The sequence below is a fragment of the Alteromonas sp. B31-7 genome (genome assembly GCF_015767655.1).
Taxonomy (GTDB): Bacteria; Pseudomonadota; Gammaproteobacteria; order Enterobacterales; family Alteromonadaceae; genus Alteromonas; species Alteromonas australica.
In genome coordinates, this window is sequence record NZ_CP065233.1 from 1523777 (window position 1) to 1543431 (window position 19655).

Sequence of the window (19655 nt, forward strand, 5' to 3'; positions counted from 1 at the left end):
GTAGCTAATTGTGGAATTTATCCGCGGGCTTAATAACGTAAAACCTTCTCATCGCGGTTGCGTGCTCACTATCGGCAAGTTCGATGGGGTGCATCTTGGGCACCAAGCGGTACTGAGTAATGTGCTTGAAAAAGCACGTGCGCTTGATTTACCCGCGACTGTGATGGTGTTTGAACCTCAACCAGAGGAGGTGTTTACACCTCATCGGGCACCCGCGCGTATTAGCCCGTTAAGAGAAAAATACGAGCTTTTAAAAACGCAAGGGGTAGACAGGTTACTTGCAGTTCGCTTCAATGCCGACTTTGCTCGCCAAAGTGCCGATACATTTGTGCATGACCTGCTGGTGGACAAACTGGGGGTTAAGTTTTTGGTGGTGGGTGATGATTTTCGCTTCGGCAATGGGCGTAAAGGTGATTTTGCTATGCTACAAGCCGCTGGCCGAATGTACGGGTTTGAGGTCGTCAGCACACAAAGCTTCATGATGCATGCGCATCGTATTAGCTCAACGGCAGTGCGCAGTGCCTTGGATGCCAGCGATTTTAGTTTGGCGGAAGACATGCTCGGCAGGCCCTTCGCAATTTATGGCAAGGTAGTACATGGTGAGAAGAAGGGCCGTACCATCGGTTTTCCTACCGCAAATGTATTGTTAAAGCGCTGTCGCACCCCCATTCATGGGGTATTCGCCGTGCGTGTATTAATAAACAATGAAATGCACAAGGGCGTGGCCAATATTGGCACTCGTCCCACACTAGACGGTGAAAGAAATCAATTAGAAGTGCATATCTTCGATTTAGCAAGCGACCTCTATGGGAAGCCAATATGGGTCTATCCCGTGGCTAAAATTCGAAATGAACAAAAATTTGCTTCTTTTGAGGCACTAAAAGACCAAATACAGCAGGACGCAAACCAAGCGCGCCTGTTATTAGAATAGTTAAACGTGATAAAGTCTGCTCGCAGCGAAACCGTTTTGACCAATACACGCCTTAACGATACCAACTCCGGTATCGGGTATTATTAAAGGTAACCGGATACTACAATTTTATGAGTGATTACAAAGCCACATTAAATCTTCCAGAAACCGCCTTTCCAATGCGCGGTAACCTAGCCCAGCGCGAGCCTAAAATGCTTATAGACTGGCAGGAAAAAGGGGTATATTCAAAAATCCGTGAAGCGAAAAAAGGCAAAAAGCCTTTTATTCTTCATGATGGCCCTCCTTATGCAAATGGCGATATCCATATTGGTCACGCGGTTAACAAAATTCTAAAAGACATTATTGTCAAATCGAAGAACCTGTCTGATTTCGATTCTCCTTATGTGCCAGGTTGGGATTGCCATGGTCTACCTATTGAGTTGATGGTAGAAAAGAAAGTAGGCAAACCGGGTAAAAAGGTCACGGCAGCGGAGTTTCGTCAAAAATGTCGCGAATACGCACAAAAGCAAATTGACGGTCAAATGGCCGATTTTAAACGCTTAGGTGTGTTCGGCGAATGGGACAACCCGTATAAAACCATGGACTTCAAATCTGAAGCCGACATTATCCGTGCACTTAGCAAAATCGTTGATTCTGGCCATTTAGAAAAAGGGTTTAAGCCAGTGCATTGGTGTACCGATTGTGGTTCAGCACTGGCTGAAGCAGAAGTCGAGTATAAAGATAAAGTATCGCCAGCCATTGACGTGAAGTTTCCGGTTGCCGATACCGCCGACATTGCACAAGCGTTCGGTGTTTCAACCCATGATTTGACTGACCACAAAGCGGGCGTTGTTATTTGGACCACCACACCGTGGACGCTCCCTGCTAACCGCGCAATCAGCCTACACCCTGAACTGACTTACGCCATTGTAGAAGTACAACCGTCAGGTGAATGGCTAGTGGTTGCGCAAGATTTGCTTGAAAGCTGCATGACCCGCTACGGTGTAGAGGATTTCCGGGAAGTGGCAACATGTACAGGTGCTGCGTTAGACAAGCTTAAAGTCAATCACCCATTTCTTGACCTAGAAGTCCCTCTTATTTTGGGTGAGCACGTTACCACCGATTCAGGTACGGGTTGTGTTCACACAGCACCTGCACATGGTGTGGACGACTTCAATGTAGGTAAACAGTACGATATCGAAGTTTATAACCCCGTGGGCAACAACGGTGTTTATTTGGAAAATACACCGCTATTTGCGGGTAAGTTCGTATTTAAAGCCAACGATGAAATCATTGAAACGGTAAAAGAAAAGGGTAACCTTGTTCTTAATGTTAAATACGAGCACAGCTATCCACATTGCTGGCGTCACAAAACGCCCATTATTTTCCGTGCTACGCCTCAGTGGTTTATCAGCATGGATAAAAAAGGCCTACGAGCTGAATCCCTAGCGCAAATTAAGCAAACTAAATGGATCCCTGATTGGGGCCAAAACCGCATTGAGAAAATGGTAGAGGGCCGTCCTGACTGGTGTATTTCACGTCAGCGTACCTGGGGCGTGCCCATTCCTCTTTACGTGCATAAACTCACCGGTGAAATTCACCCTGAGTCTGCTGCATTAATGGAAAAAGTCGCCCTTGAAATTGAAGCTAAAGGCATTCAAGCCTGGTGGGATCTGGATGACGCTGAGCTACTGGCGGGCGAGCTAGATAATTATGAAAAAGTCACTGACACGTTAGACGTGTGGTTCGACTCAGGCGTCACCCACTACTTTGTTGTAGACCGTCGCGATGATATTCCGGCTTCTGCTGATTTGTACCTAGAGGGTTCAGACCAGCACCGTGGTTGGTTTATGTCGTCATTGATGTCGTCAACCGCCATGCATGGACATGCGCCCTACAAAGAAGTGTTAACCCATGGCTTTACGGTAGATGCACACGGCAGAAAAATGTCGAAGTCGGTAGGTAATGTTGTTGCACCTCAGGAAGTTACTAATAAGCTAGGCGCTGATATTCTTCGCCTTTGGGTCGCGTCTACAGATTACCGCGGAGAAATTGCAGTATCCGATGAAATTCTTAAGCGCGCAGCAGATTCTTATCGTCGTGTTCGCAACACGTCACGCTTCCTACTGGCAAACTTAAATGGCTTTAAAGTAGAAGATGCTGTGGCTGAAGAAGATATGGTGGCACTGGATCGATGGATTGTTGCCCGTGCTAAAGCGCTGCAAGCAGAACTTATCGAAGCGTATGATAAATATGACTTGCTAGTGGTATCGCAAAAGCTCATGCATTTTTGTTCAATCGAATTGGGTTCGTTCTACTTGGACGTAATTAAAGACCGTCAATACACCGCGAAAGCCGATGGTCTTGCGCGTCGCTCATGTCAAACGGCGATGTACCACATTGTGGAAGCGCTGGTACGTTGGATGGCGCCCATTACGAGCTTTACCGCGCAAGAAATCTGGGAAACCTTGCCAGGTGAACGCAGCGAGTTTGTATTTACCGAAACTTGGTATGAAGGTTTTAATGGCTTTACCCAAAGCGATACATTTAACGATGACCTATGGCATCAAGTCTTAAGCGTGAAAGACGCGGCAAACCAAGCAATGGAACAAGCCCGTAAAGATGGCGAGCTAGGTGGGTCTTTAGAAGCAAGCATTGAACTATATGCGTCTGAATCGCTATATAACGTGCTGGTTAAATTAGAAGACGAGCTTCGCTTTGTTCTCATTACGTCAGGCGCAACACTTACCAAAGTAGATAGCGCGCCAGAAGGTGCCAAAGAAACAAGCGTTGACGGTTTATGGTTAACCGTAGGCAAGGCGAGTGGCGAAAAATGTGTACGCTGCTGGCACCATCGTGAAGATGTGGGCTCACATGAGGAGCACGAAGCGTTATGTGGCCGTTGTGTTACAAACATTGAAGGCGAAGGGGAAGCGCGCAAGTATGCATAATTCTGCGCCAGCCTCCAACCCGTCAGCGTCTGGTTTGTCGATATTTCGACAAACCGGGCTGCGCTTTTTATGGATAAGCATACTGTCATTTGCCTTAGATCAATGGAGCAAATATGCGGTAATGGATAGCCTTTCACTGTATCAATCAGTGCAGGTTCTGCCTTTTTTCAATTTAACCTATGTACATAACTACGGCGCTGCTTTTAGTTTTCTAGACAGTGCAGGTGGTTGGCAACGCTGGTTTTTCACGGCCATTGCGATGGCAGTGAGTGGGGTTATTTTGTGGTGGCTTAAGCAGTCGCCTAAAAACCAAACCCTTCTGCCGGTGGCATTTTCTTTTATTCTCGGTGGCGCCTTGGGCAATGTTTATGACAGACTTGTGCATGGTTACGTTATCGACTTTTTAGATTTCTACGTGAACGGTTATCACTGGCCTGCGTTCAATATTGCAGATAGTGCTATTTTTATTGGTGCTGCGTTACTTATTATCGACATGATCAAAAACGGTGATAAGAACAAAAAAACTGACGCACCCAATACCTCACAGAAGTAACCGGAGGCCACATGACAGATACCATGATAATTGGTGCAGACAGTGAAGTTATACTGCACTTTGATTTAAAGCTGGAAGACGGATCGGCTGCCGATAGTACCCGTGTTAACAATAAGCCTGCGAAAATGGTAATGGGTGACGGCAGTTTGACTGCGAATTTTGAAGCCTGCTTATTAGGGTTGAAGAAAGGCGATAAGAAAGCCTTCACTTTAAACGCAAATGATGCGTTTGGAGAGCCTAACCCCAATAATGTGCATTATATGGAAAAAAGCAGGTTTGGTAGTGATTTGAAGATTGAGGAAGGTATGATTTTGGCATTCTCACAACCCGATGGTAGTGAAATTCCAGGTATCATTCGTAGTGTCGCAGGGGACTCTGTTACTGTAGACTTCAATCATCCGCTCGCTGGGCAAACGGTGATTTTTGATGTAGAAATTATTGATGTTAACCCGGGTAATTCTCAACAAGGTGAAAAGTAACTATGCAAATTCATCTCGCAAATCCAAGAGGCTTCTGTGCCGGTGTTGATCGCGCCATTACCATTGTTGAGCGGGCGCTAGAAATGTTTCAGCCGCCTATCTACGTGCGTCATGAGGTTGTGCACAATAAGTTTGTGGTAGATGGGTTACGGGAACGTGGCGCTATTTTTGTTGATGAATTGCATGAAGTTCCAAACGACAGCATTGTGATATTTTCTGCGCACGGTGTCTCGCAAGCCGTCCGAAAAGAAGCAGAAGAACGTGGTTTAAAAGTGTTTGATGCCACCTGCCCGTTAGTGACTAAAGTCCATATGGAAGTGACCCGTGCCAGTAAAACCGGCACAGAATGTATTTTAATTGGTCATGCTGGTCACCCTGAAGTGGAAGGCACCATGGGGCAATACAGTAATGCCGAAGGAGGCATTTATCTGGTGGAGTCTGAAGCCGATGTTGCCACCTTGGTAGTTAAAGACCCTGCCAACTTGTATTACTGTAGTCAAACGACCCTATCGGTGGATGATACCGCGGATGTCATCGATGCACTGCGTGAAAAATTCCCCCATATTCAAGGGCCACGTAAAGACGATATTTGCTATGCTACGCAAAATCGGCAAGACGCCGTTCGCGACTTGTCCACAGACTGCGACGTGCTCTTGGTAGTGGGCGCGCAAAACAGCTCAAATTCTAATCGGCTTCGCGAACTTGCTGAGAAAATCGGCGCAAAAGCCTACCTCATAGCCGATGCCAATTGTATTCAACAAGCATGGCTTGAAGGTGTTGAGCATATTGGTGTTACCGCCGGTGCTTCTGCACCAGAAGTACTCGTACAAGGGGTGGTCAATAAACTTAAGCTATGGGGCGCAGTATCAGCCAGTGAGCGTGCTGGACGGGAAGAAAACGTTGAATTTGCTGTGCCTAAAGAGCTTCGCGTAAAACAAGTGAGTTAGCCACTCTAATAGACATCTACACACAGTAAAAAACACCGCCATCGACGGTGTTTTTTTATAGGTTATTTGTACTGTAAATGTGCTTTCATTTCCCCATCAACTTTTACGCCCAAGTGGTTATCTTTGTTGCACCAAGAAAGACTGAGACAAAAATTACCTAAGTGATTGTTCATAAGCCGATTATACGTTTGAATTGTTAGCGATACCCGTTGCCACGCGTTTTTGCTCTAGACTACTACACTGATAATAATTTTAAGCTGATGTATCTCAGGTGAATATGAAGTGTATGTCCTCTCGTACACCCGCTGGTAAACAAGGCGGTGCGGGGCTTATTGAAATTTTGGTTACCTTGTTTATTTTGGCAGTAGGTTTGCTAGGGGTAGCTGCACTTCAATTTACCGGTTCTTTCGCTAATCGCGATGCCATGAGCCGTACCCAGGCGGAGTTTGTCGCCGCACAAGTGGTTGAGCGCCTTCGAATTGCCGCGCGCCCCGCCACGGTAGGTGACGGCATGGTTGTTAATAATGCCTATTTTGATGAAGGGGCGTTTAATTTTAGTGGCTTAACGTGTACCTCTAGCACCCATCCAAGTACTTGTTATTGCTTGTCGAAGCCGGCCGCCATTCCCAATTGTGAGGGCGCAAGCTGCAGTGAAGTCGACATGGCTCAATACGATGGTTGGGTGTTGTCGTGTGCTGCGGTACAAACCAACCCTAATACCCAAATTGCTTTATCTTGTACTGATAATAATAACAACGACCCTTATATTTGCAGCCCAGGCTCTCGTATTGAAGTGAACGTAAATTGGCCGGTGGCTTCTTCTGGCCACCAGCAATATACCCTCAACGCCCGCTGTAATAATGATGACAGTCAGCGCCTTGCCTGTGTGTATAAGGATATTGTGCTATGAAGTCATCATCAGGCTTTAGTTTGGTTGAGTTAATGATTACATTGGTGCTGGGCTTAGTCATTTCCGGTGCCGTCATTCAAGTGCTTGTGAGTAGCAATATTACGAATACGCTCAACCAAGCCGTTTCTCAGGTACAAGAATCTGGCCGATTTATTACCCATAGGCTCACGCAGGAGTTGCTCGAGGTAGGTAGATATGACGGTATTACAACATCAATAGATGACACCGTAGATCCTGTGGTAGAGGCGGCCTATGTACAAAATCATCCAGTGGCTGTACCCGGTGATTTTGTTTCCGATACCTTGTTAGGCAGTACACAAAGTGGCAGTGGTAGCAGTGATACACTGATGGTGAGCAAATTGGCTTCCCAAGACTGCACTGGAAATCGTCATGGGTATCTTAATAACGATGAATTTCATGTGGTGAACCTCTATTACCTTAGTGGCAACGAGTTTAAATGCACGGGGTATGATGGGCGGGTGCTACGAGGGCTTAAAGTACAAACGGTATCGCCTACCAGTGTTGTATTACTCGATAATGTTCATCGTTTTCACGTGCAATTTGGCGTGAGTGATACCATGGATGTTTCTAATGGGCAAACCATTACCTATATCACTGCCGATGAAGTTGGCGCCTATCGAGACCAAAATCAACAGGTTGTGTCACTTCGCTGGGCGCTGTTATTAGCGAGCTATCAAAATCAAGTACAACAAACCACAGCCAAGAAATTTGCCTTGCTCAACGAAAGTGCCATTTCTGTTTCCACCGATCATTACTACCAAGTCTTTAGCAAAACCATTGCTTTGAGAAACATGAAAAACCTCGTGAGGACGTCGGGATGAAGCAACAAGGGTTAGTTATGGTATTCGCACTCCTAGTGCTGCTTTCGTTAACCATCTTGGGGATAAGTGCAGTCTCTAGTAGTTTAACCCAATCGAAAATGGCGATGTCTACCCAGCAAGCAGGGTTGGCATTTGATGCGGCGGAAGCAGCCATTGCTGGCGTGTTCTTCGAATCTGAAGATGAAGTGCTATTGTCTGATGTTAACCTTACTGACCCGCTGTCCGAGGCCCGGCAAGGGAATGTTTATGACCCTCAGGTCAATACCTTAAGCTGCTTTGATGAAAACACCTGGACCAACCGACAAATGCCCAGCGGAGCGTTAGAAATAGGCAAGCAGAACATAGGTTCGGAAAATTATCAAAGCACCCCAGCGACCCAAAGCTGGTCACGTACGGCATTTATACGTGAACAAGCCTGTAGGGGCTCAAGCAATGTCATTGGCGGCAGTAATGTCAATTGTCATGTATTTATCATTCGTGGTTGTGGGAAGGTAGATGGAAAGCCTTCTACTGTTGCCAATACACTTGCAGCGTCAGTGTTTGGCCCTGCATCTCAATAGTAAGGTAGTGTGCATGTCTCGGCTTATCAGCTTTATCACCTCATGTTTATTGTTTGCCTGCATAGGTGTAAGTGCACTGGCCGACGATTTAGATATTTACCTAGGTTCGTCAGCTAACTCGGTAACCTATAACCCTAACGTGCTTTTTATTATGGATACGTCAGGCAGTATGACCAGCACAGACAATACCGGTCAATCTCGCATGTTACGGGTACAAAATGCACTCAAAGATGCGCTCGGTTCAGCCACAAATATCAATGCGGGGCTAATGCGCTTTTCTGACTACGGCGGGCCCATTTTATATCCCATTCAAGGAATTGATGACGCGGTGCGCCCAGAATTGGTGACATCCACCAGCGCGTCAAATCATGACGGTTATGAAATTAATGGCAATGTAGATATTACCGATGATGAACTGGTGCTAAGTTCAGGTACAGATACGGTGCTCACTGGGTTGAGATTTAGTGATATGAACATCCCTCAGGGGGCTACCATTGTTAGTGCTTACCTTCGTTTTACGTCCGAGAAATTCAATGTTGCCGGCACTCAATTTACCATCAAAGGGGAGGCGAATGCCGACAGTGCTGAACTTTCTACCGCTGCGTCAAATCTATCTACACGCACGCAAACGAGTGCGCAAGTGCGGTGGGACACAGATAATGACTTTCCCGCGGCTGGAGAAATCGTTACCAGTCCAGATATATCGTCCGTTATCGAAGAAATCGTTGGCTTATCTAGCTGGTGTGGTGGACAAGACCTTTCTCTATTCGTTGAAGGCACAAGTTCAGATGCCGCCAGTCACCGTTTAGCGAGAGCATTCGATTCAGGGCAAGGTGGTGCGCCTCAGTTGGTGGTGGTTTACGACGATAGTACCGCCACAGGTTGTATTGGCGGCGAAGCAGTTTATCAGGTATCTAGTTCTCGCGATAATCTTGAAGAGGATTATCGCGGCTATGAAAGTACAGGTTCAGAGCTCACTTTCAGTGACTATTACAACAACTATATTGGTATTCGTTTTCAGAACATTAATATTCCTCAAGGGGCAACAATAACCGAGGCGTATCTAGAATTCACGGCTTATGATACCTACAGGTATAGCGGTGCCAGTATGCAGATTCAAGCCGTAGCCAATGATGATGCCGACGACTTTTACCCTAACTATCGTCATCAACTAAGAGACCTAGATAAAACCTCTGGCGTAACCTGGTCTATGCCAAGTTTCAGGCGTTACTCCGATTACACGTCGCCAGACTTATCATCCATTGTGTCTGACATCGTGAATCGTCCGGGCTGGGAGCCCGGTAACGCGATGGCGTTTGTATTCAGTGATTTTACTAGTTATCGAGGCGTGTATAGTTACAACGATGTGCCCTCTGCAGCCCCTCGACTGGTGGTAAAATTTAATGGGAATGCTACGCCAGGGGCGAGTTCAACAGTGAGGGAACTGCTTATTAGTAAAGTGGACGAACTTAGCGCAAGTGGTTACACACCCATCGTAGATACACTGTATGAAGCTGTAAATTACTATGGTGGTAGAGAGGTTGATTGGGGATTAGCGCGTGGTAATTACAATGTATCTAATACGGTACGAAAGAATACGCGAGTGAGTCACAGAAGTAGCTATTTAGGAAGTGATTCGGTACGCCCTAGCGGGTGCACGGACGATAACTTATCTGATAGTGATTGCATCAATGAATATATCCCCAGTGGTGCAACATACCTCTCTCCTGTCAATGATCTACAGTGTCAAACAAACAATCATATTGTGCTGCTGTCTGATGGCGAGGCGAACAACAATCATAGTGTGTCGAGAATTGAGGCATTGCTTAATCAAAGCTGTACAGGAAGTGGAGGGGAAAAATGTGGCTTAGATTTGGTCAGAGATATTAGCGAGTCAGAGACGTCATCTATCGATAGACGCGTTATTACTCACACTATAGGCTTTGCGGCAAATACCTCCGCCAATAATTTTCTCAATCAGTTAGCACTGCAAAGCGGAGGGGGCTTTTACCAAGCGGACAACAGCACAGAGTTACTGGACGCCTTTAATACTATTTTACGTTCAGTGAAAGACATTAACGCCACCTTTGTTTCACCCGGTGTTGCGGTAAACCAACTCAACCGATTAACGCACCGAGACGAATTGTATTTTGCTTTGTTTAAACCCAGTGAAGGGGCTATTTGGCCCGGCAACCTAAAACGCTATCGTTTAGATGGTGATGAAGTGCTGGATAAAAACGGGCTGGATGCGGTAGACAGCGTGACGGGCTTTTTCGCTGAAAACTCCCACAGTTATTGGTCGGTACTTGCTGATGGCAATGATGTTAGGGAGGGAGGCGCAGCCAGTAAAATGACGGCCAACCGTCACCTTTATGTGTTTAATGCAAACGGGGTAATAACGAGTTCGAGCAATGTGCTTCATGAAGATAATAGCAGTATCACAGTGGAAGATTTAGGTATTGAAGATGAAACTGATGCACAAGACCTGCGCACCACATTGCTTCAATGGGCGCGAGGGGTTGATGTTAAAGACAGTGATGGCGATGGTGACACCACAGATATTCGTCTTCAAATGGGAGACCCTATTCATTCTCAACCGGTTATCGTCAATTATAGTGAGACAGATTCAGCTATTTTCGTTGCTACTAATCATGGCATGTTGCACTCCATTGATGCGGCAACAGGGGAAGAAAATTTTGCCATTATGCCCCGCAGCCTATTGCCGAACTTACATCATTTTTATCAGGACATTTCCACGTTTGAGCACAAATATGGCTTGGACGGTGACATGGTACTTCGCACGGTAGGCAATAGTACCTATCTCTATCTAGGTATGCGTAGAGGCGGTAACAATTACTACGTGTTTGACGTTACCCAAAAGGCTTCACCAACGCTGAAGTTTATGATTGAAGGGGGAACGGTAGGGTTAGAAAAACTGGGTCAAACCTGGTCCCGGCCGACTATCACCAAGGTGCGTTACGGTACAGAAGAGAAAAATGTGATGATCGTGGGCGGCGGCTACGACGTGGCGCAGGATGATAAAACGGTGCGCAGCGTAGATGGCGTGGGCAACGCGGTGTTTATGTTTGATGCAGACACCGGAGATTTACTTTGGTCTGCTAGTAACAGTGATGCCACCGTAAACCTAGAGCATATGAACTACAGCATACCGGCGCGAATTTCTGTTATTGATAGAGACAATGACGGCTTCGCTGATCACATGTACGCCGCGGATATGGGCGGGCAATTGTTTCGTTTCGATATTTACAATGGTGAAACGGGAGACAATTTTGTGAAAGGCGCAAGGCTTGCCGATTTTGGCGGAGATACCGCTGAAACCCATCGGCGATTTTTTTACGGTCCGGACGTCACAGAAATAGCACTAGGGGATGAGCTTTACTATGGCGTGGCAATAGGCAGCGGATGGCGAGCGTCTCCCCTTGATGTCACCATTGAGGATAATTTCTATTTAATAAAAGATGAGGGTGTATTTAATCGTGATAGCGACGGTCATTACACTTTTATGTCTACCATCAGTGAATCGCAGCTTTATAATGCCACGGAACATGGCTTAACCAGCACTGATGAAAGTGAGCAAGCGATTGCGGCGGCTGAATTTGCCAACAAAGCAGGGTGGTACATTGAATTGACCACCGAAGGCGAAAAGGTATTGGCGTCGCCCTTAATCATAGACTACAAGGTATTCTTTACCACTTATGTGCCCGCGGTATCGAGTACGAGTGCGTGTGCTCCACCCACGGGCAATAGCCGCGCATACTTGGTTAATATGTTTAATGGAAACGCCGTAAGCGACCTCAATAATAATGGTGATTTAGACAGTGGAGATAGATACGCCGACTTAAAGCAAACTGGGATTGCGCCGGAAACTAAAATATTGATAGAGGACATAGTAAGCCCTGTGGTGTGTTTAGGCACTGAATGTGTTTCTGCGGTTATCCAGGTGGATGAAGAGGGAAATGAGGAAGCATGTACATCGGCATTCGCTTGTTTGGCTGAGAATATCTACGGAAAGTTTGAACGAATTCAGCGCGGCGCGTGGCATTCAGAAACCGAGAGAAATGAGTAAATATAATGAGACACTCTAGCTTAGAACGAGGCTTTTCCTTAATTGAACTCATGATTGTCGTTGCCATTATTGGCATAATTGCGTCCATTGCCTATCCTTCGTACCAGTCAACCATTGTCAGTAGCTACCAGCGTACTGCGCAGGCCGATCTTATGGCTTTTGCTGCGGCCATGGAGCGTCATCACAGTGGTGGTTTTTCTTATACTGGCGCGGGTGAAAACGGCGGAAATACCGGCACCCCGAGTATATTCTCAAGCTATTCTCCCGCCACCGAACCTGAAGCGAATAAACGCTATAGCCTCACTATTTTATCTGCAGACGCCTTAAGCTATCAGCTAAAAGCTACTCCTGTAGAAGGTACCTCACAAGCCAGCAACGGTGCATTGTTTTATTACAGCGATGGCCGCAAAGGGTGGGATGAGAACAACAATGGGTCGTTAGACGCCGGCGAATTTTGCTGGGCGTGCTAGGGCATTAGTTGCTATTTTGCTCAGCTGGAATAAACGGGGCAAGTCGCTCAACATCTGTTTTTTGCAAAGGTGAAAACATCAATGCTGGGTTAATCTGCGATAACGCATATTCATCATACTCATTTTGTATTGCCACGGCATGTTGCCATTGCGAATAAAGTTGATGGTGAAAGAGCAAGAAACCCAGCATACCAACCACAAACAGACTTGCCGCTAACAGCACATCTAGTAACGCAAATCCAGCACTAGCGTGGGGGGCGACCCGACGTTTAGTCGAAGTCGTTCCAGCTATGTGGAACGGGATAGATATTTTGCAATTCAGCCCGTTGCTGCAAGGCAGAGAGCACATTTTTTTCATACGTAATGTTACCGTAGTTGTTTAACGTTAGCTGACCGTTGGTGACCAAAGCGCCGAAGAGTTTAGCGCCATGTTCAAGCGTCGCATTGCGGCGGTTTGATTCAGCGTCGAGTTGTACCAATAAGCCATAAAAAGATGCCCTGTTCCCTAGGGCAATATTGCCATTTTTTACAATCACTAAGACAGGCGCGTCAAGGGAACCAAGGTGAGTGTCGTCAGGCAGTTCCCAATCACCTTCTACCCAAATCACTGACTCTTTCGACATCGCTTGGCGGCTTGGCGCTTCTTGTGAACCCAGCTTTTGTGCCTCTAGGATGTGCTGAAAATGGGAAGCAGAAAGCGGTTCGAAGTCCCGATTAAACAGCTTTTGGGTGAGGTTTGATTGGTCGCTGGTGACGGCTTGTAGTGGAAACCAGAAGAGGCTGGAGAAACGAAAAAAATCTTGTTTGATATGTAGGCTCGGCGACACTAATGAGAGGGTTACAGTGAATAGAACACTGCGGGTATTATTGCTATTAATAAACGTTTGGTAAGCGATATCTAGCTGTTCGCTCTCCAGGCTTTGCAGGGTATTAATATCGGCAGTTCTTAATTGCATTGCTACTGAGGCATGCCGGGCATGCAGTTGAGCATACGCCTGGTTATAGGCAAGCCCACGTCTCACCATCTGCAGTTCGTTGGTCAACCGTTGGCTCACTACCCATAGCGACAGGCTCACAATACTGAGCAATATGCCCATGGTTGCGAGGGCTACAGCTCCTCTTTCTTGGGTGAGTGGATTAAGACGGGTGTGCATTGGTTGCGCTTATTAAAAAAGTGCGGCTCGATGTTAGCCCTGCTTGTTGGGCAGATTGTAAGGTGAGAGTCACTACCCATGCTGGCTGCCCCGCTTGTTTGGGTTTTATTTCAAACGCTGACACATACGTTTTACGGGTATCGGTAATGTCGTGCCACCCGCTGGCTTCACAGGATTTCCCCGCTACTCTAAACTCTAATGCTTTGTTATTCAGGCGAAACCCAAAATGTTCTGATGGCGAGGCTAAGGAAATAGCGCCATCTTTATTTTTGTCGTAAGCGAAAAGCACACAGGAGTGTTGAGGCGCATTAGGGTGATGCCCCACGTGAATGTTGGCCAAAGTACCGTTGAGGGCTAGCTGATTAACTAACGTAGATGTATCGTGGTACCTCGCCACATAGCCTGCGCGGGAAAGTTGCAGCGTCAACGTTTGGGTTAATAGCCTAAGCTCGCTTTCTAGGGTGAGTTGTTGCTGTATTTGATACATAGAATGTCCCAGCGTAAGCATAAAGGTGATGGCTGAAGTCAGGAATGCTGCCCCTATGGCTACAGAGAGCATAAGCTCCACAAGCGTAAATCCATTGCGTCTTAACACTGGGGCACTCCACGATGCGTTAATTCATTAGAATCTGCGCAAAAACGAGATCGTCCAAAATTACTGAGCACGATTTTGCCCTTGTGGGACGAGTTTGAAACAAATAGCGTCAATGCCAGAGAAAAGCCCAATCCATGAATGCCATCAAAACTGATGGTAGTAGCCTTTTCGCTGTTGAGGGTCAGGGTGGCGCTTAGCTGGGATAAAGAGAGTTGGTAGGTTTGATTATCTAATTGGCATGCATCGCTGGCATGGCAATCGCAGGCACCCTGCGTAGACAGCCCTATACAGCCTGATTGGCTGGGATCGAAAGAGAGATAAACCTTGCGTCTATGACTCAGTGCGTAGCTTCTCGCATGCTGAATAAACAAGTGGCTATGCTGAATTGCGCCAACAAACTCAGTTTGCTTTTTCCAATGAAAAAAGGAAGGGGCAGCCAGGGTAGTCATTAGGCCCATTAAGGCCACGCATATCATACTTTCCATTAAGCTTGCCCCGCGTTGAAAAAAGAAAACCATGCTTTTGTCCGGTTATTACCGTGTTCAGTCATTGATAAATTGAGCATAAATAAAATACGGAAAGAAGGAAGCTGTACTATGGGTGTGAATAAGTATGAATGCGTGACAATACGCTATGGGTATAGCCTGTTAGAGCTGCTGGTGGTAATGGCGTTAGTGGGCATATTGCTGTCTGTCGCCGTACCCAGCTATCAAGCTCAGCGCGAAAGTGCTCTGAGGTATCAAGTTATGACGTATCTGTTAAATATACAAATTCAACAGGCCTACTTTGTTATGAACGAGGGCACGTACCGGTCATTATCGCAATTGCCGGGGTTTGACAATGGGAGCGTCAGTGTTACTGAGGACGAAGCCAGCGCAGGGGACTATTCTATTACTGCCACCCTGTTATTTTTAAGTGAAGAGGAAGCGTGTAGAAAACTTACGGTTACTTCGCTAGCGACCGAACCTTTAGCATGCTGGCGATAATCGTGTACTCTCTAGCGGGAATGTTTATTCGCAGGTTAACTCGTCGCCACTAAGATCTTCTTTTATTCCGTCGTCGTTGCTATCTATGGCGATGGAAATTCTACCGTGTAGGGCAATCAGTAGCGCTGTTGCAAACGTGGTATCTTGGTTGTCTGGACATAAGGTAATGGTAGTACGGATACTGCTGTTACCCTCTTGCGCAAACAATATAGGGTCAGTCACACCACTGATAACATTGCGTTGGTGTATAGGGTCTGACGTGGCAATTAACCTTTCACCCTCATCTCTTTTGCTGTTGCTATTGGTGTCAATAAATATCATCTTTGCGTTGCGCCATTCAGACGAACAATCCATATAATCGGTGGTGGCGCAAAGCGTAACGGTAAGCTGCTCGTTGATGGCGGTAAATCTGGCGTGTTGTGCCAAGGCGCTAAGGCGGTTGACGTCTGAGGTAATACGGTTTTGCGTAAGTATATTCGACACGCTAGGGGTAACCGTGGCCACTAAAATGGCCAAAATAGCAATGGCAATGAGCATCTCAAGTAGTGTGAGGCCCTTATGCTTGCGGGGGCTGGCAAACAAAGCTGGATAAGACACAGTAAATTACATAACCTTAATTAACATTGATTATTGACGCCGCTATCGCTTAAATAGAAGCATACCGTGTAGAGTAAACTAATCCTGTTAGAATAGGGTATAGTAATCGGAAGGTAAGCATCATCCGTAATACTAAGCATGGAACGTGATGATAATATTAGGTTATTGGTAATAGTAAACCCACGAATAACACTAACATCTAGCCTTAGTTTATCGTAAACTCATATCTCAGGACGCCTACAAACAACGTGGATATTATGATGCAAAAACAAGCAGTTATTGAAGAAATGAAAGTGCTGCCTGACATTGATGTAGCCTTTGAGGTTGCTCGTCGAGTCTCGTTTATTAAAAAACAACTTCTGGCATCAGGGTTAAATGCCCTTGTGCTAGGTATTAGCGGTGGCATTGACTCTTGTACATTGGGGCGGTTAGCGCAATTGGCCGTAAACGAGCTAAACGAAGAAAAACACGAAAACTACCAGTTTATTGCTGTTCGCCTTCCGTATGACACGCAAGCCGATGAACAGGATGCCCAAGCATCTATCGACTTTATTCAGCCTAGCCAGTCGGTAACGGTAAATGTACAGCCAGGTGCTGACGCGATTCATGCCTCTACCACTGAAGCGCTAGCAAACACTGGGCTGCTTCCTGACAGTGACGCAAAAGTTGATTTCGTCAAAGGTAACGTTAAAGCCCGTACACGCATGGTTATTCAATACGAAATTGCCGGTTTAGTGGATGGCTTAGTGTTGGGCACAGATCATTCAGCAGAAAATATAACAGGGTTTTATACTAAGTATGGCGATGGTGCCTGTGATCTTGCGCCATTGTTTGGATTAAGTAAGCGTCAAGTGAGGCAAGTTGCAGCGCATTTGGGGGCGCCTCACAATATTATCACCAAAGCACCCACAGCGGACTTAGAGTCGCTATCGCCGCAAAAAGCAGATGAACAAGCGCTGGGAATGACCTACGACCAAATTGACGATTTTCTAGAGGGAAAATCAGTGTCAGCGGATGTCGATGAGAAACTTCTTTATATTTATCAACGTACCCAGCACAAGCGTGTTCCTATTCCCACAATTTATGATGAGTAGTTGCTATGAAAAAAATTGAAGCCATTATTAAACCATTCAAAATGGATGATGTACGTGAAGCCCTCGCTGAAGTAGGTATTTCTGGCATGACAGTGTCAGAAGTGAAAGGCTTTGGTCGCCAAAAAGGCCATACAGAACTTTATCGTGGTGCCGAGTATCAAGTGGATTTTCTTCCAAAAATCAAGATAGAACTGGTACTTGATGATGAGCGTGTAGAGCAAGCCATTGAGGCCATTGAGAGCTCAGCGAAAACTGGAAAAATTGGTGACGGTAAAATCTTTGTTTACAACGTAGAGAGTGCGGTACGTATCCGCACCGGGGAACAAAACGAAGAAGCAATTTAAAGGCGATTAGCCAAGGTTGGCTTTAAGCATTTGCGTAATAACGAAAAAGGGAGCCATCGGCTCCCTTTTTTATCTGCGCTTTAGTGTTCTTCACCGCCGCCACAACTTCCACCTGCGTGAGCATGGCCGTGGGCTAACTCTTCTTCTGTTGCGTCACGTATGTCAACCACTTCAACGTCGAAGGTCAGCGGAATGCCGGCTAGCGGGTGGTTACCATCTACAACCACTTCATCTTCAGTGGTTTCGATGATAATTACCGACTGTTCGCCTTCAGGCGTAGTTGCTCTAAAAGACATACCTACTTCCACGTCCATGCCGTCAAACATAGTGCGAGGTACGCGCTGAACTAGGGCGTCTACACGTTCCCCGTAAGCCTTTTCAGGCTCAACAGATAAATTGAATTTGTCACCTTTCTCTTTACCAATGAGGGCTTCTTCTAAGCCTTCAATAAGAAAACGTCGACCTTGTAGTACCACCAATGGCGCTTTTCCTGCCGACGAATCTAGTTCAGTGCCGTCTTCAGTGGAAACTGTGTAGTGAAGGCTGACAACGCTATCAGAAGTAATGGTCATAGATAATCCTGTTTTTGGGCCTCTTAATGAGGCGATGAATGTGATTAAGTGTGCGCAATCTTTATTTACGCTTTTTTATAATATTGCTCGGGTTTTGCTCAATATTATAAGGTTGTGTGTTAGGGTAGCAGGTTATGTCTGGATTTTCTGCCAAACGATGGCAATCTGTTTCTTTTGTGTCGTTAGACAGAACAGCCATCAACCAGGTTTCTGCTTGCAACTTGGCGGTGGCAATTATGTTACCTGCCCGTCGCCAGTTTTCACCTAGTTGTTTTTCAAGGGTTTCGCCTGGTGCAACCGAGGTTGCGTGGTTCAAGGTAAAGCTATAAGCGGCGCGTTTGTTCTTTCCCAAAAACCGCGTGCGAGCCACGACTTCTTGCCCCATATAACAGCCTTTGTCGAAATCTATTCCCTCAACGGCTTGCACATTAAGCATTTGTGGAATGTATTCGTTTACGCCGCTCTCACTTAAGGTAGGAATGAGGTTGTCAATGAGTATGGCATCGAAAACAGCTTGACCGTATATGGCCTCTACTGCCTCTGCCATCTTTTCTTCCCATGCTTCAGCATGCTCGGCTGTAATCAGCGCGTAAAACCCTGCTTGAGTATAAGGGGTTTTAAATAACAAGCCGTTTGCACTACTGACGGAAGACATCGGCGAGTCTGGCAAGCTGTCAAAGAACGACTTACAAAGCGAGTTGGCAAGCGCGTCGCTAATAAAATAATGATGGTATGCCTCGCTAGCATCAATAATATCCACTTTTGAAAATACGCCATACTTGTTCAGCTGTGCCAGTGAATGTGCGCCTGCATCTTTATTTGAAATCAACACCACGCCATCATTAAACCGCGCTACATAAGGCACCGACCAGGTTTTACCTTTATTATCACAATGCGCGCAAATCCTTACCTGATGCTTATCTAGGTCGTTAATATTCACGGTGAGTTGACCATGCAGGTAACTGTCTGTTTGCTCCCCCGTAGCGCTAATGAGCATTTGATTAGTCAAGCGAACGGCGTAGCTAGACGGTAAAGCAGAAAGCGTTGATAAAGCTGTCATTTAATATTCCACTAATTCAAAACACGAATTTGAGACCCTAATAGGTCTAAGGTGAGGGGAGAATACAAGATATCAAGGATAACGAGCTAAAAAAGTGCGAAATGCCAGAGTAAACTAAGTTTCATTGTCTTCCCATAGCAAAGCCATTCGCTATGCTCACACACATGTACAACAAAAACACGGTGAATCAGACTAAAAGGGCAGTGATCAACAGACGAAGTACATGATAATATCCCCCATGTCCTAATCACTAGAAAGCGAATATGTTTGAACAGAAAAGACTAGCCCGACTCAAATGGGCGTGCCGTCGCGGCATGTTAGAACTTGATGTGTTGTTATTGCCTTTTGTTGAAGAAGCCTTCGGCGATTTAACTTACGAAAAACAAGTCGTTTTCGAGCGCTTGCTTACCAGTGATGACCCCGATTTGTTTGCGTGGATAATGGGGCATCAAAAATGTGATGACCCTGAACTAGCAGACATGGTGGCTACCATTGTAAACCGTGTCAAAGTATAGGCTTACATTACACTATTCATCACTGCGCC

Annotated in this window: 21 protein-coding genes; 14 read left to right on the forward strand and 7 right to left on the reverse strand. The window is 46.1% G+C overall.

The window, feature by feature from the left end; all coding sequences use genetic code 11:
* The first annotated feature begins 10 nt into the window (after positions 1-10).
* The 10 genes from ribF to IUA53_RS06460 all read left to right on the forward strand — a co-directional run bounded on the left by ribF (position 11) and on the right by IUA53_RS06460 (position 12709).
* A complete protein-coding gene (gene ribF, locus IUA53_RS06415) occupies positions 11-931 on the forward strand; it encodes a bifunctional riboflavin kinase/FAD synthetase (protein ID WP_044057578.1) in 921 nt (306 codons plus the stop codon).
* A gap of 110 nt (positions 932-1041) precedes the next feature.
* A complete protein-coding gene (ileS, locus tag IUA53_RS06420) occupies positions 1042-3861 on the forward strand; it encodes an isoleucine--tRNA ligase (protein WP_196898815.1) in 2820 nt (939 codons plus the stop codon).
* Positions 3854-4414, forward strand: a complete 561-nt coding sequence (gene lspA / locus IUA53_RS06425) for a signal peptidase II (RefSeq protein WP_044448012.1) — start codon at positions 3854-3856, stop codon at positions 4412-4414. The genes ileS and lspA overlap by 8 nt, the downstream gene beginning before the upstream one ends.
* An 11-nt stretch (positions 4415-4425) precedes the next feature.
* On the forward strand, positions 4426-4893 hold the full coding sequence (gene fkpB / locus IUA53_RS06430; protein WP_044057576.1) for an FKBP-type peptidyl-prolyl cis-trans isomerase: 468 nt from the start codon (positions 4426-4428) through the stop codon (positions 4891-4893).
* A gap of 2 nt (positions 4894-4895) precedes the next feature.
* Entirely contained in the window at positions 4896-5840 is a 945-nt protein-coding gene (ispH, locus tag IUA53_RS06435) for a 4-hydroxy-3-methylbut-2-enyl diphosphate reductase (RefSeq protein WP_044448010.1), read from the forward strand.
* A gap of 286 nt (positions 5841-6126) precedes the next feature.
* Positions 6127-6750: a type IV pilus modification protein PilV gene (gene pilV, locus IUA53_RS06440; RefSeq protein WP_231401270.1), complete on the forward strand. Its 624-nt coding sequence runs from the start codon at positions 6127-6129 to the stop codon at positions 6748-6750.
* On the forward strand, positions 6747-7592 hold the full coding sequence (locus IUA53_RS06445; protein ID WP_044057573.1) for a PilW family protein: 846 nt from the start codon (positions 6747-6749) through the stop codon (positions 7590-7592). Before pilV ends, IUA53_RS06445 begins: the two co-directional genes overlap by 4 nt.
* Positions 7589-8152, forward strand: a complete 564-nt coding sequence (locus IUA53_RS06450; RefSeq protein WP_044448006.1) for a PilX N-terminal domain-containing pilus assembly protein — start codon at positions 7589-7591, stop codon at positions 8150-8152. Before IUA53_RS06445 ends, IUA53_RS06450 begins: the two co-directional genes overlap by 4 nt.
* Positions 8153-8165: 13 nt before the next feature.
* Positions 8166-12239: a PilC/PilY family type IV pilus protein gene (locus IUA53_RS06455; RefSeq protein WP_044448005.1), complete on the forward strand. Its 4074-nt coding sequence runs from the start codon at positions 8166-8168 to the stop codon at positions 12237-12239.
* Positions 12240-12244: 5 nt separating this feature from the next.
* On the forward strand, positions 12245-12709 hold the full coding sequence (locus IUA53_RS06460; protein ID WP_044448003.1) for a type IV pilin protein: 465 nt from the start codon (positions 12245-12247) through the stop codon (positions 12707-12709).
* Between the two features lie 4 nt (positions 12710-12713).
* Here IUA53_RS06460 and IUA53_RS06465 read toward each other — a convergent pair whose 3' ends face one another.
* Genes IUA53_RS06465 through IUA53_RS06480 form a run of 4 tightly spaced genes read right to left on the reverse strand, consistent with a single transcriptional unit; the run spans position 12714 to position 14943 of the window.
* A complete protein-coding gene (locus tag IUA53_RS06465; RefSeq protein WP_044057569.1) occupies positions 12714-12932 on the reverse strand; it encodes a hypothetical protein in 219 nt (72 codons plus the stop codon).
* 46 nt (positions 12933-12978) lie between these two features.
* Positions 12979-13863, reverse strand: coding sequence for a hypothetical protein (locus IUA53_RS06470; protein ID WP_044448001.1), 885 nt, complete (start codon positions 13861-13863; stop codon positions 12979-12981).
* Positions 13847-14458 carry a prepilin-type N-terminal cleavage/methylation domain-containing protein gene (locus tag IUA53_RS06475; protein ID WP_044447999.1) on the reverse strand — a complete coding sequence of 204 codons (612 nt, stop codon included), beginning with the start codon at positions 14456-14458 and terminating at the stop codon, positions 13847-13849. The genes IUA53_RS06470 and IUA53_RS06475 overlap by 17 nt, the downstream gene beginning before the upstream one ends.
* Entirely contained in the window at positions 14452-14943 is a 492-nt protein-coding gene (locus IUA53_RS06480; protein WP_172655523.1) for a GspH/FimT family pseudopilin, read from the reverse strand. The genes IUA53_RS06475 and IUA53_RS06480 overlap by 7 nt, the downstream gene beginning before the upstream one ends.
* A 111-nt stretch (positions 14944-15054) precedes the next feature.
* Here IUA53_RS06480 and IUA53_RS06485 point away from each other — a divergent pair, with 111 nt between their 5' ends.
* Positions 15055-15444 (forward strand): type IV pilin protein, encoded by a 390-nt coding sequence (locus tag IUA53_RS06485; RefSeq protein WP_052806677.1) that lies wholly within the window; start codon positions 15055-15057, stop codon positions 15442-15444.
* Between the two features lie 24 nt (positions 15445-15468).
* Here the strand turns inward: IUA53_RS06485 and IUA53_RS06490 are convergent, their stop codons facing one another.
* The gene (locus IUA53_RS06490; RefSeq protein WP_082052908.1) at positions 15469-16041 is read right to left on the reverse strand and encodes a GspH/FimT family pseudopilin; all 573 of its coding nucleotides are present in this window, start codon (positions 16039-16041) and stop codon (positions 15469-15471) included.
* A 260-nt stretch (positions 16042-16301) separates the two neighbouring features.
* Here IUA53_RS06490 and nadE point away from each other — a divergent pair, with 260 nt between their 5' ends.
* Together nadE and IUA53_RS06500 are read left to right on the forward strand one after the other, a co-directional pair.
* Positions 16302-17135: an ammonia-dependent NAD(+) synthetase gene (nadE, locus tag IUA53_RS06495; RefSeq protein WP_044449629.1), complete on the forward strand. Its 834-nt coding sequence runs from the start codon at positions 16302-16304 to the stop codon at positions 17133-17135.
* Between the two features lie 5 nt (positions 17136-17140).
* Positions 17141-17479 carry a P-II family nitrogen regulator gene (locus IUA53_RS06500; protein ID WP_044057565.1) on the forward strand — a complete coding sequence of 113 codons (339 nt, stop codon included), beginning with the start codon at positions 17141-17143 and terminating at the stop codon, positions 17477-17479.
* Between the two features lie 80 nt (positions 17480-17559).
* On the opposite strand, the gene IUA53_RS06505 is transcribed toward IUA53_RS06500, so the two are convergent.
* Positions 17560-18051, reverse strand: coding sequence for an FKBP-type peptidyl-prolyl cis-trans isomerase (locus IUA53_RS06505; RefSeq protein ID WP_044447996.1), 492 nt, complete (start codon positions 18049-18051; stop codon positions 17560-17562).
* A gap of 61 nt (positions 18052-18112) precedes the next feature.
* A complete protein-coding gene (gene ygfZ / locus IUA53_RS06510) occupies positions 18113-19111 on the reverse strand; it encodes a CAF17-like 4Fe-4S cluster assembly/insertion protein YgfZ (protein ID WP_196898817.1) in 999 nt (332 codons plus the stop codon).
* A gap of 263 nt (positions 19112-19374) precedes the next feature.
* Between ygfZ and IUA53_RS06515 the strand changes: the two genes are divergently transcribed.
* Positions 19375-19626: an FAD assembly factor SdhE gene (locus IUA53_RS06515; protein WP_044057562.1), complete on the forward strand. Its 252-nt coding sequence runs from the start codon at positions 19375-19377 to the stop codon at positions 19624-19626.
* The last annotated feature ends 29 nt before the right edge of the window (positions 19627-19655 follow it).

What these genes read in the sequence shown, in the direction of transcription:
- IUA53_RS06460 (WP_044448003.1), top strand. Translation starts at nt 12,245, where the DNA reads ATGAGACACTCTAGCTTAGAACGAGGCTTTTCCTTAATTGAACTCATG.
- IUA53_RS06480 (WP_172655523.1), bottom strand. Translation starts at nt 14,943, where the DNA reads ATGGAAAGTATGATATGCGTGGCCTTAATGGGCCTAATGACTACCCTG.
- IUA53_RS06515 (WP_044057562.1), top strand. Translation starts at nt 19,375, where the DNA reads ATGTTTGAACAGAAAAGACTAGCCCGACTCAAATGGGCGTGCCGTCGC.
- IUA53_RS06500 (WP_044057565.1), top strand. Translation starts at nt 17,141, where the DNA reads ATGAAAAAAATTGAAGCCATTATTAAACCATTCAAAATGGATGATGTA.
- ygfZ (WP_196898817.1), bottom strand. Translation starts at nt 19,111, where the DNA reads ATGACAGCTTTATCAACGCTTTCTGCTTTACCGTCTAGCTACGCCGTT.
- ileS (WP_196898815.1), top strand. Translation starts at nt 1,042, where the DNA reads ATGAGTGATTACAAAGCCACATTAAATCTTCCAGAAACCGCCTTTCCA.
- IUA53_RS06485 (WP_052806677.1), top strand. Translation starts at nt 15,055, where the DNA reads ATGGGTGTGAATAAGTATGAATGCGTGACAATACGCTATGGGTATAGC.
- nadE (WP_044449629.1), top strand. Translation starts at nt 16,302, where the DNA reads ATGCAAAAACAAGCAGTTATTGAAGAAATGAAAGTGCTGCCTGACATT.
- IUA53_RS06470 (WP_044448001.1), bottom strand. Translation starts at nt 13,863, where the DNA reads ATGCACACCCGTCTTAATCCACTCACCCAAGAAAGAGGAGCTGTAGCC.
- IUA53_RS06450 (WP_044448006.1), top strand. Translation starts at nt 7,589, where the DNA reads ATGAAGCAACAAGGGTTAGTTATGGTATTCGCACTCCTAGTGCTGCTT.
- IUA53_RS06455 (WP_044448005.1), top strand. Translation starts at nt 8,166, where the DNA reads ATGTCTCGGCTTATCAGCTTTATCACCTCATGTTTATTGTTTGCCTGC.
- pilV (WP_231401270.1), top strand. Translation starts at nt 6,127, where the DNA reads ATGTCCTCTCGTACACCCGCTGGTAAACAAGGCGGTGCGGGGCTTATT.
- lspA (WP_044448012.1), top strand. Translation starts at nt 3,854, where the DNA reads ATGCATAATTCTGCGCCAGCCTCCAACCCGTCAGCGTCTGGTTTGTCG.
- IUA53_RS06505 (WP_044447996.1), bottom strand. Translation starts at nt 18,051, where the DNA reads ATGACCATTACTTCTGATAGCGTTGTCAGCCTTCACTACACAGTTTCC.
- ispH (WP_044448010.1), top strand. Translation starts at nt 4,896, where the DNA reads ATGCAAATTCATCTCGCAAATCCAAGAGGCTTCTGTGCCGGTGTTGAT.
- IUA53_RS06445 (WP_044057573.1), top strand. Translation starts at nt 6,747, where the DNA reads ATGAAGTCATCATCAGGCTTTAGTTTGGTTGAGTTAATGATTACATTG.
- fkpB (WP_044057576.1), top strand. Translation starts at nt 4,426, where the DNA reads ATGACAGATACCATGATAATTGGTGCAGACAGTGAAGTTATACTGCAC.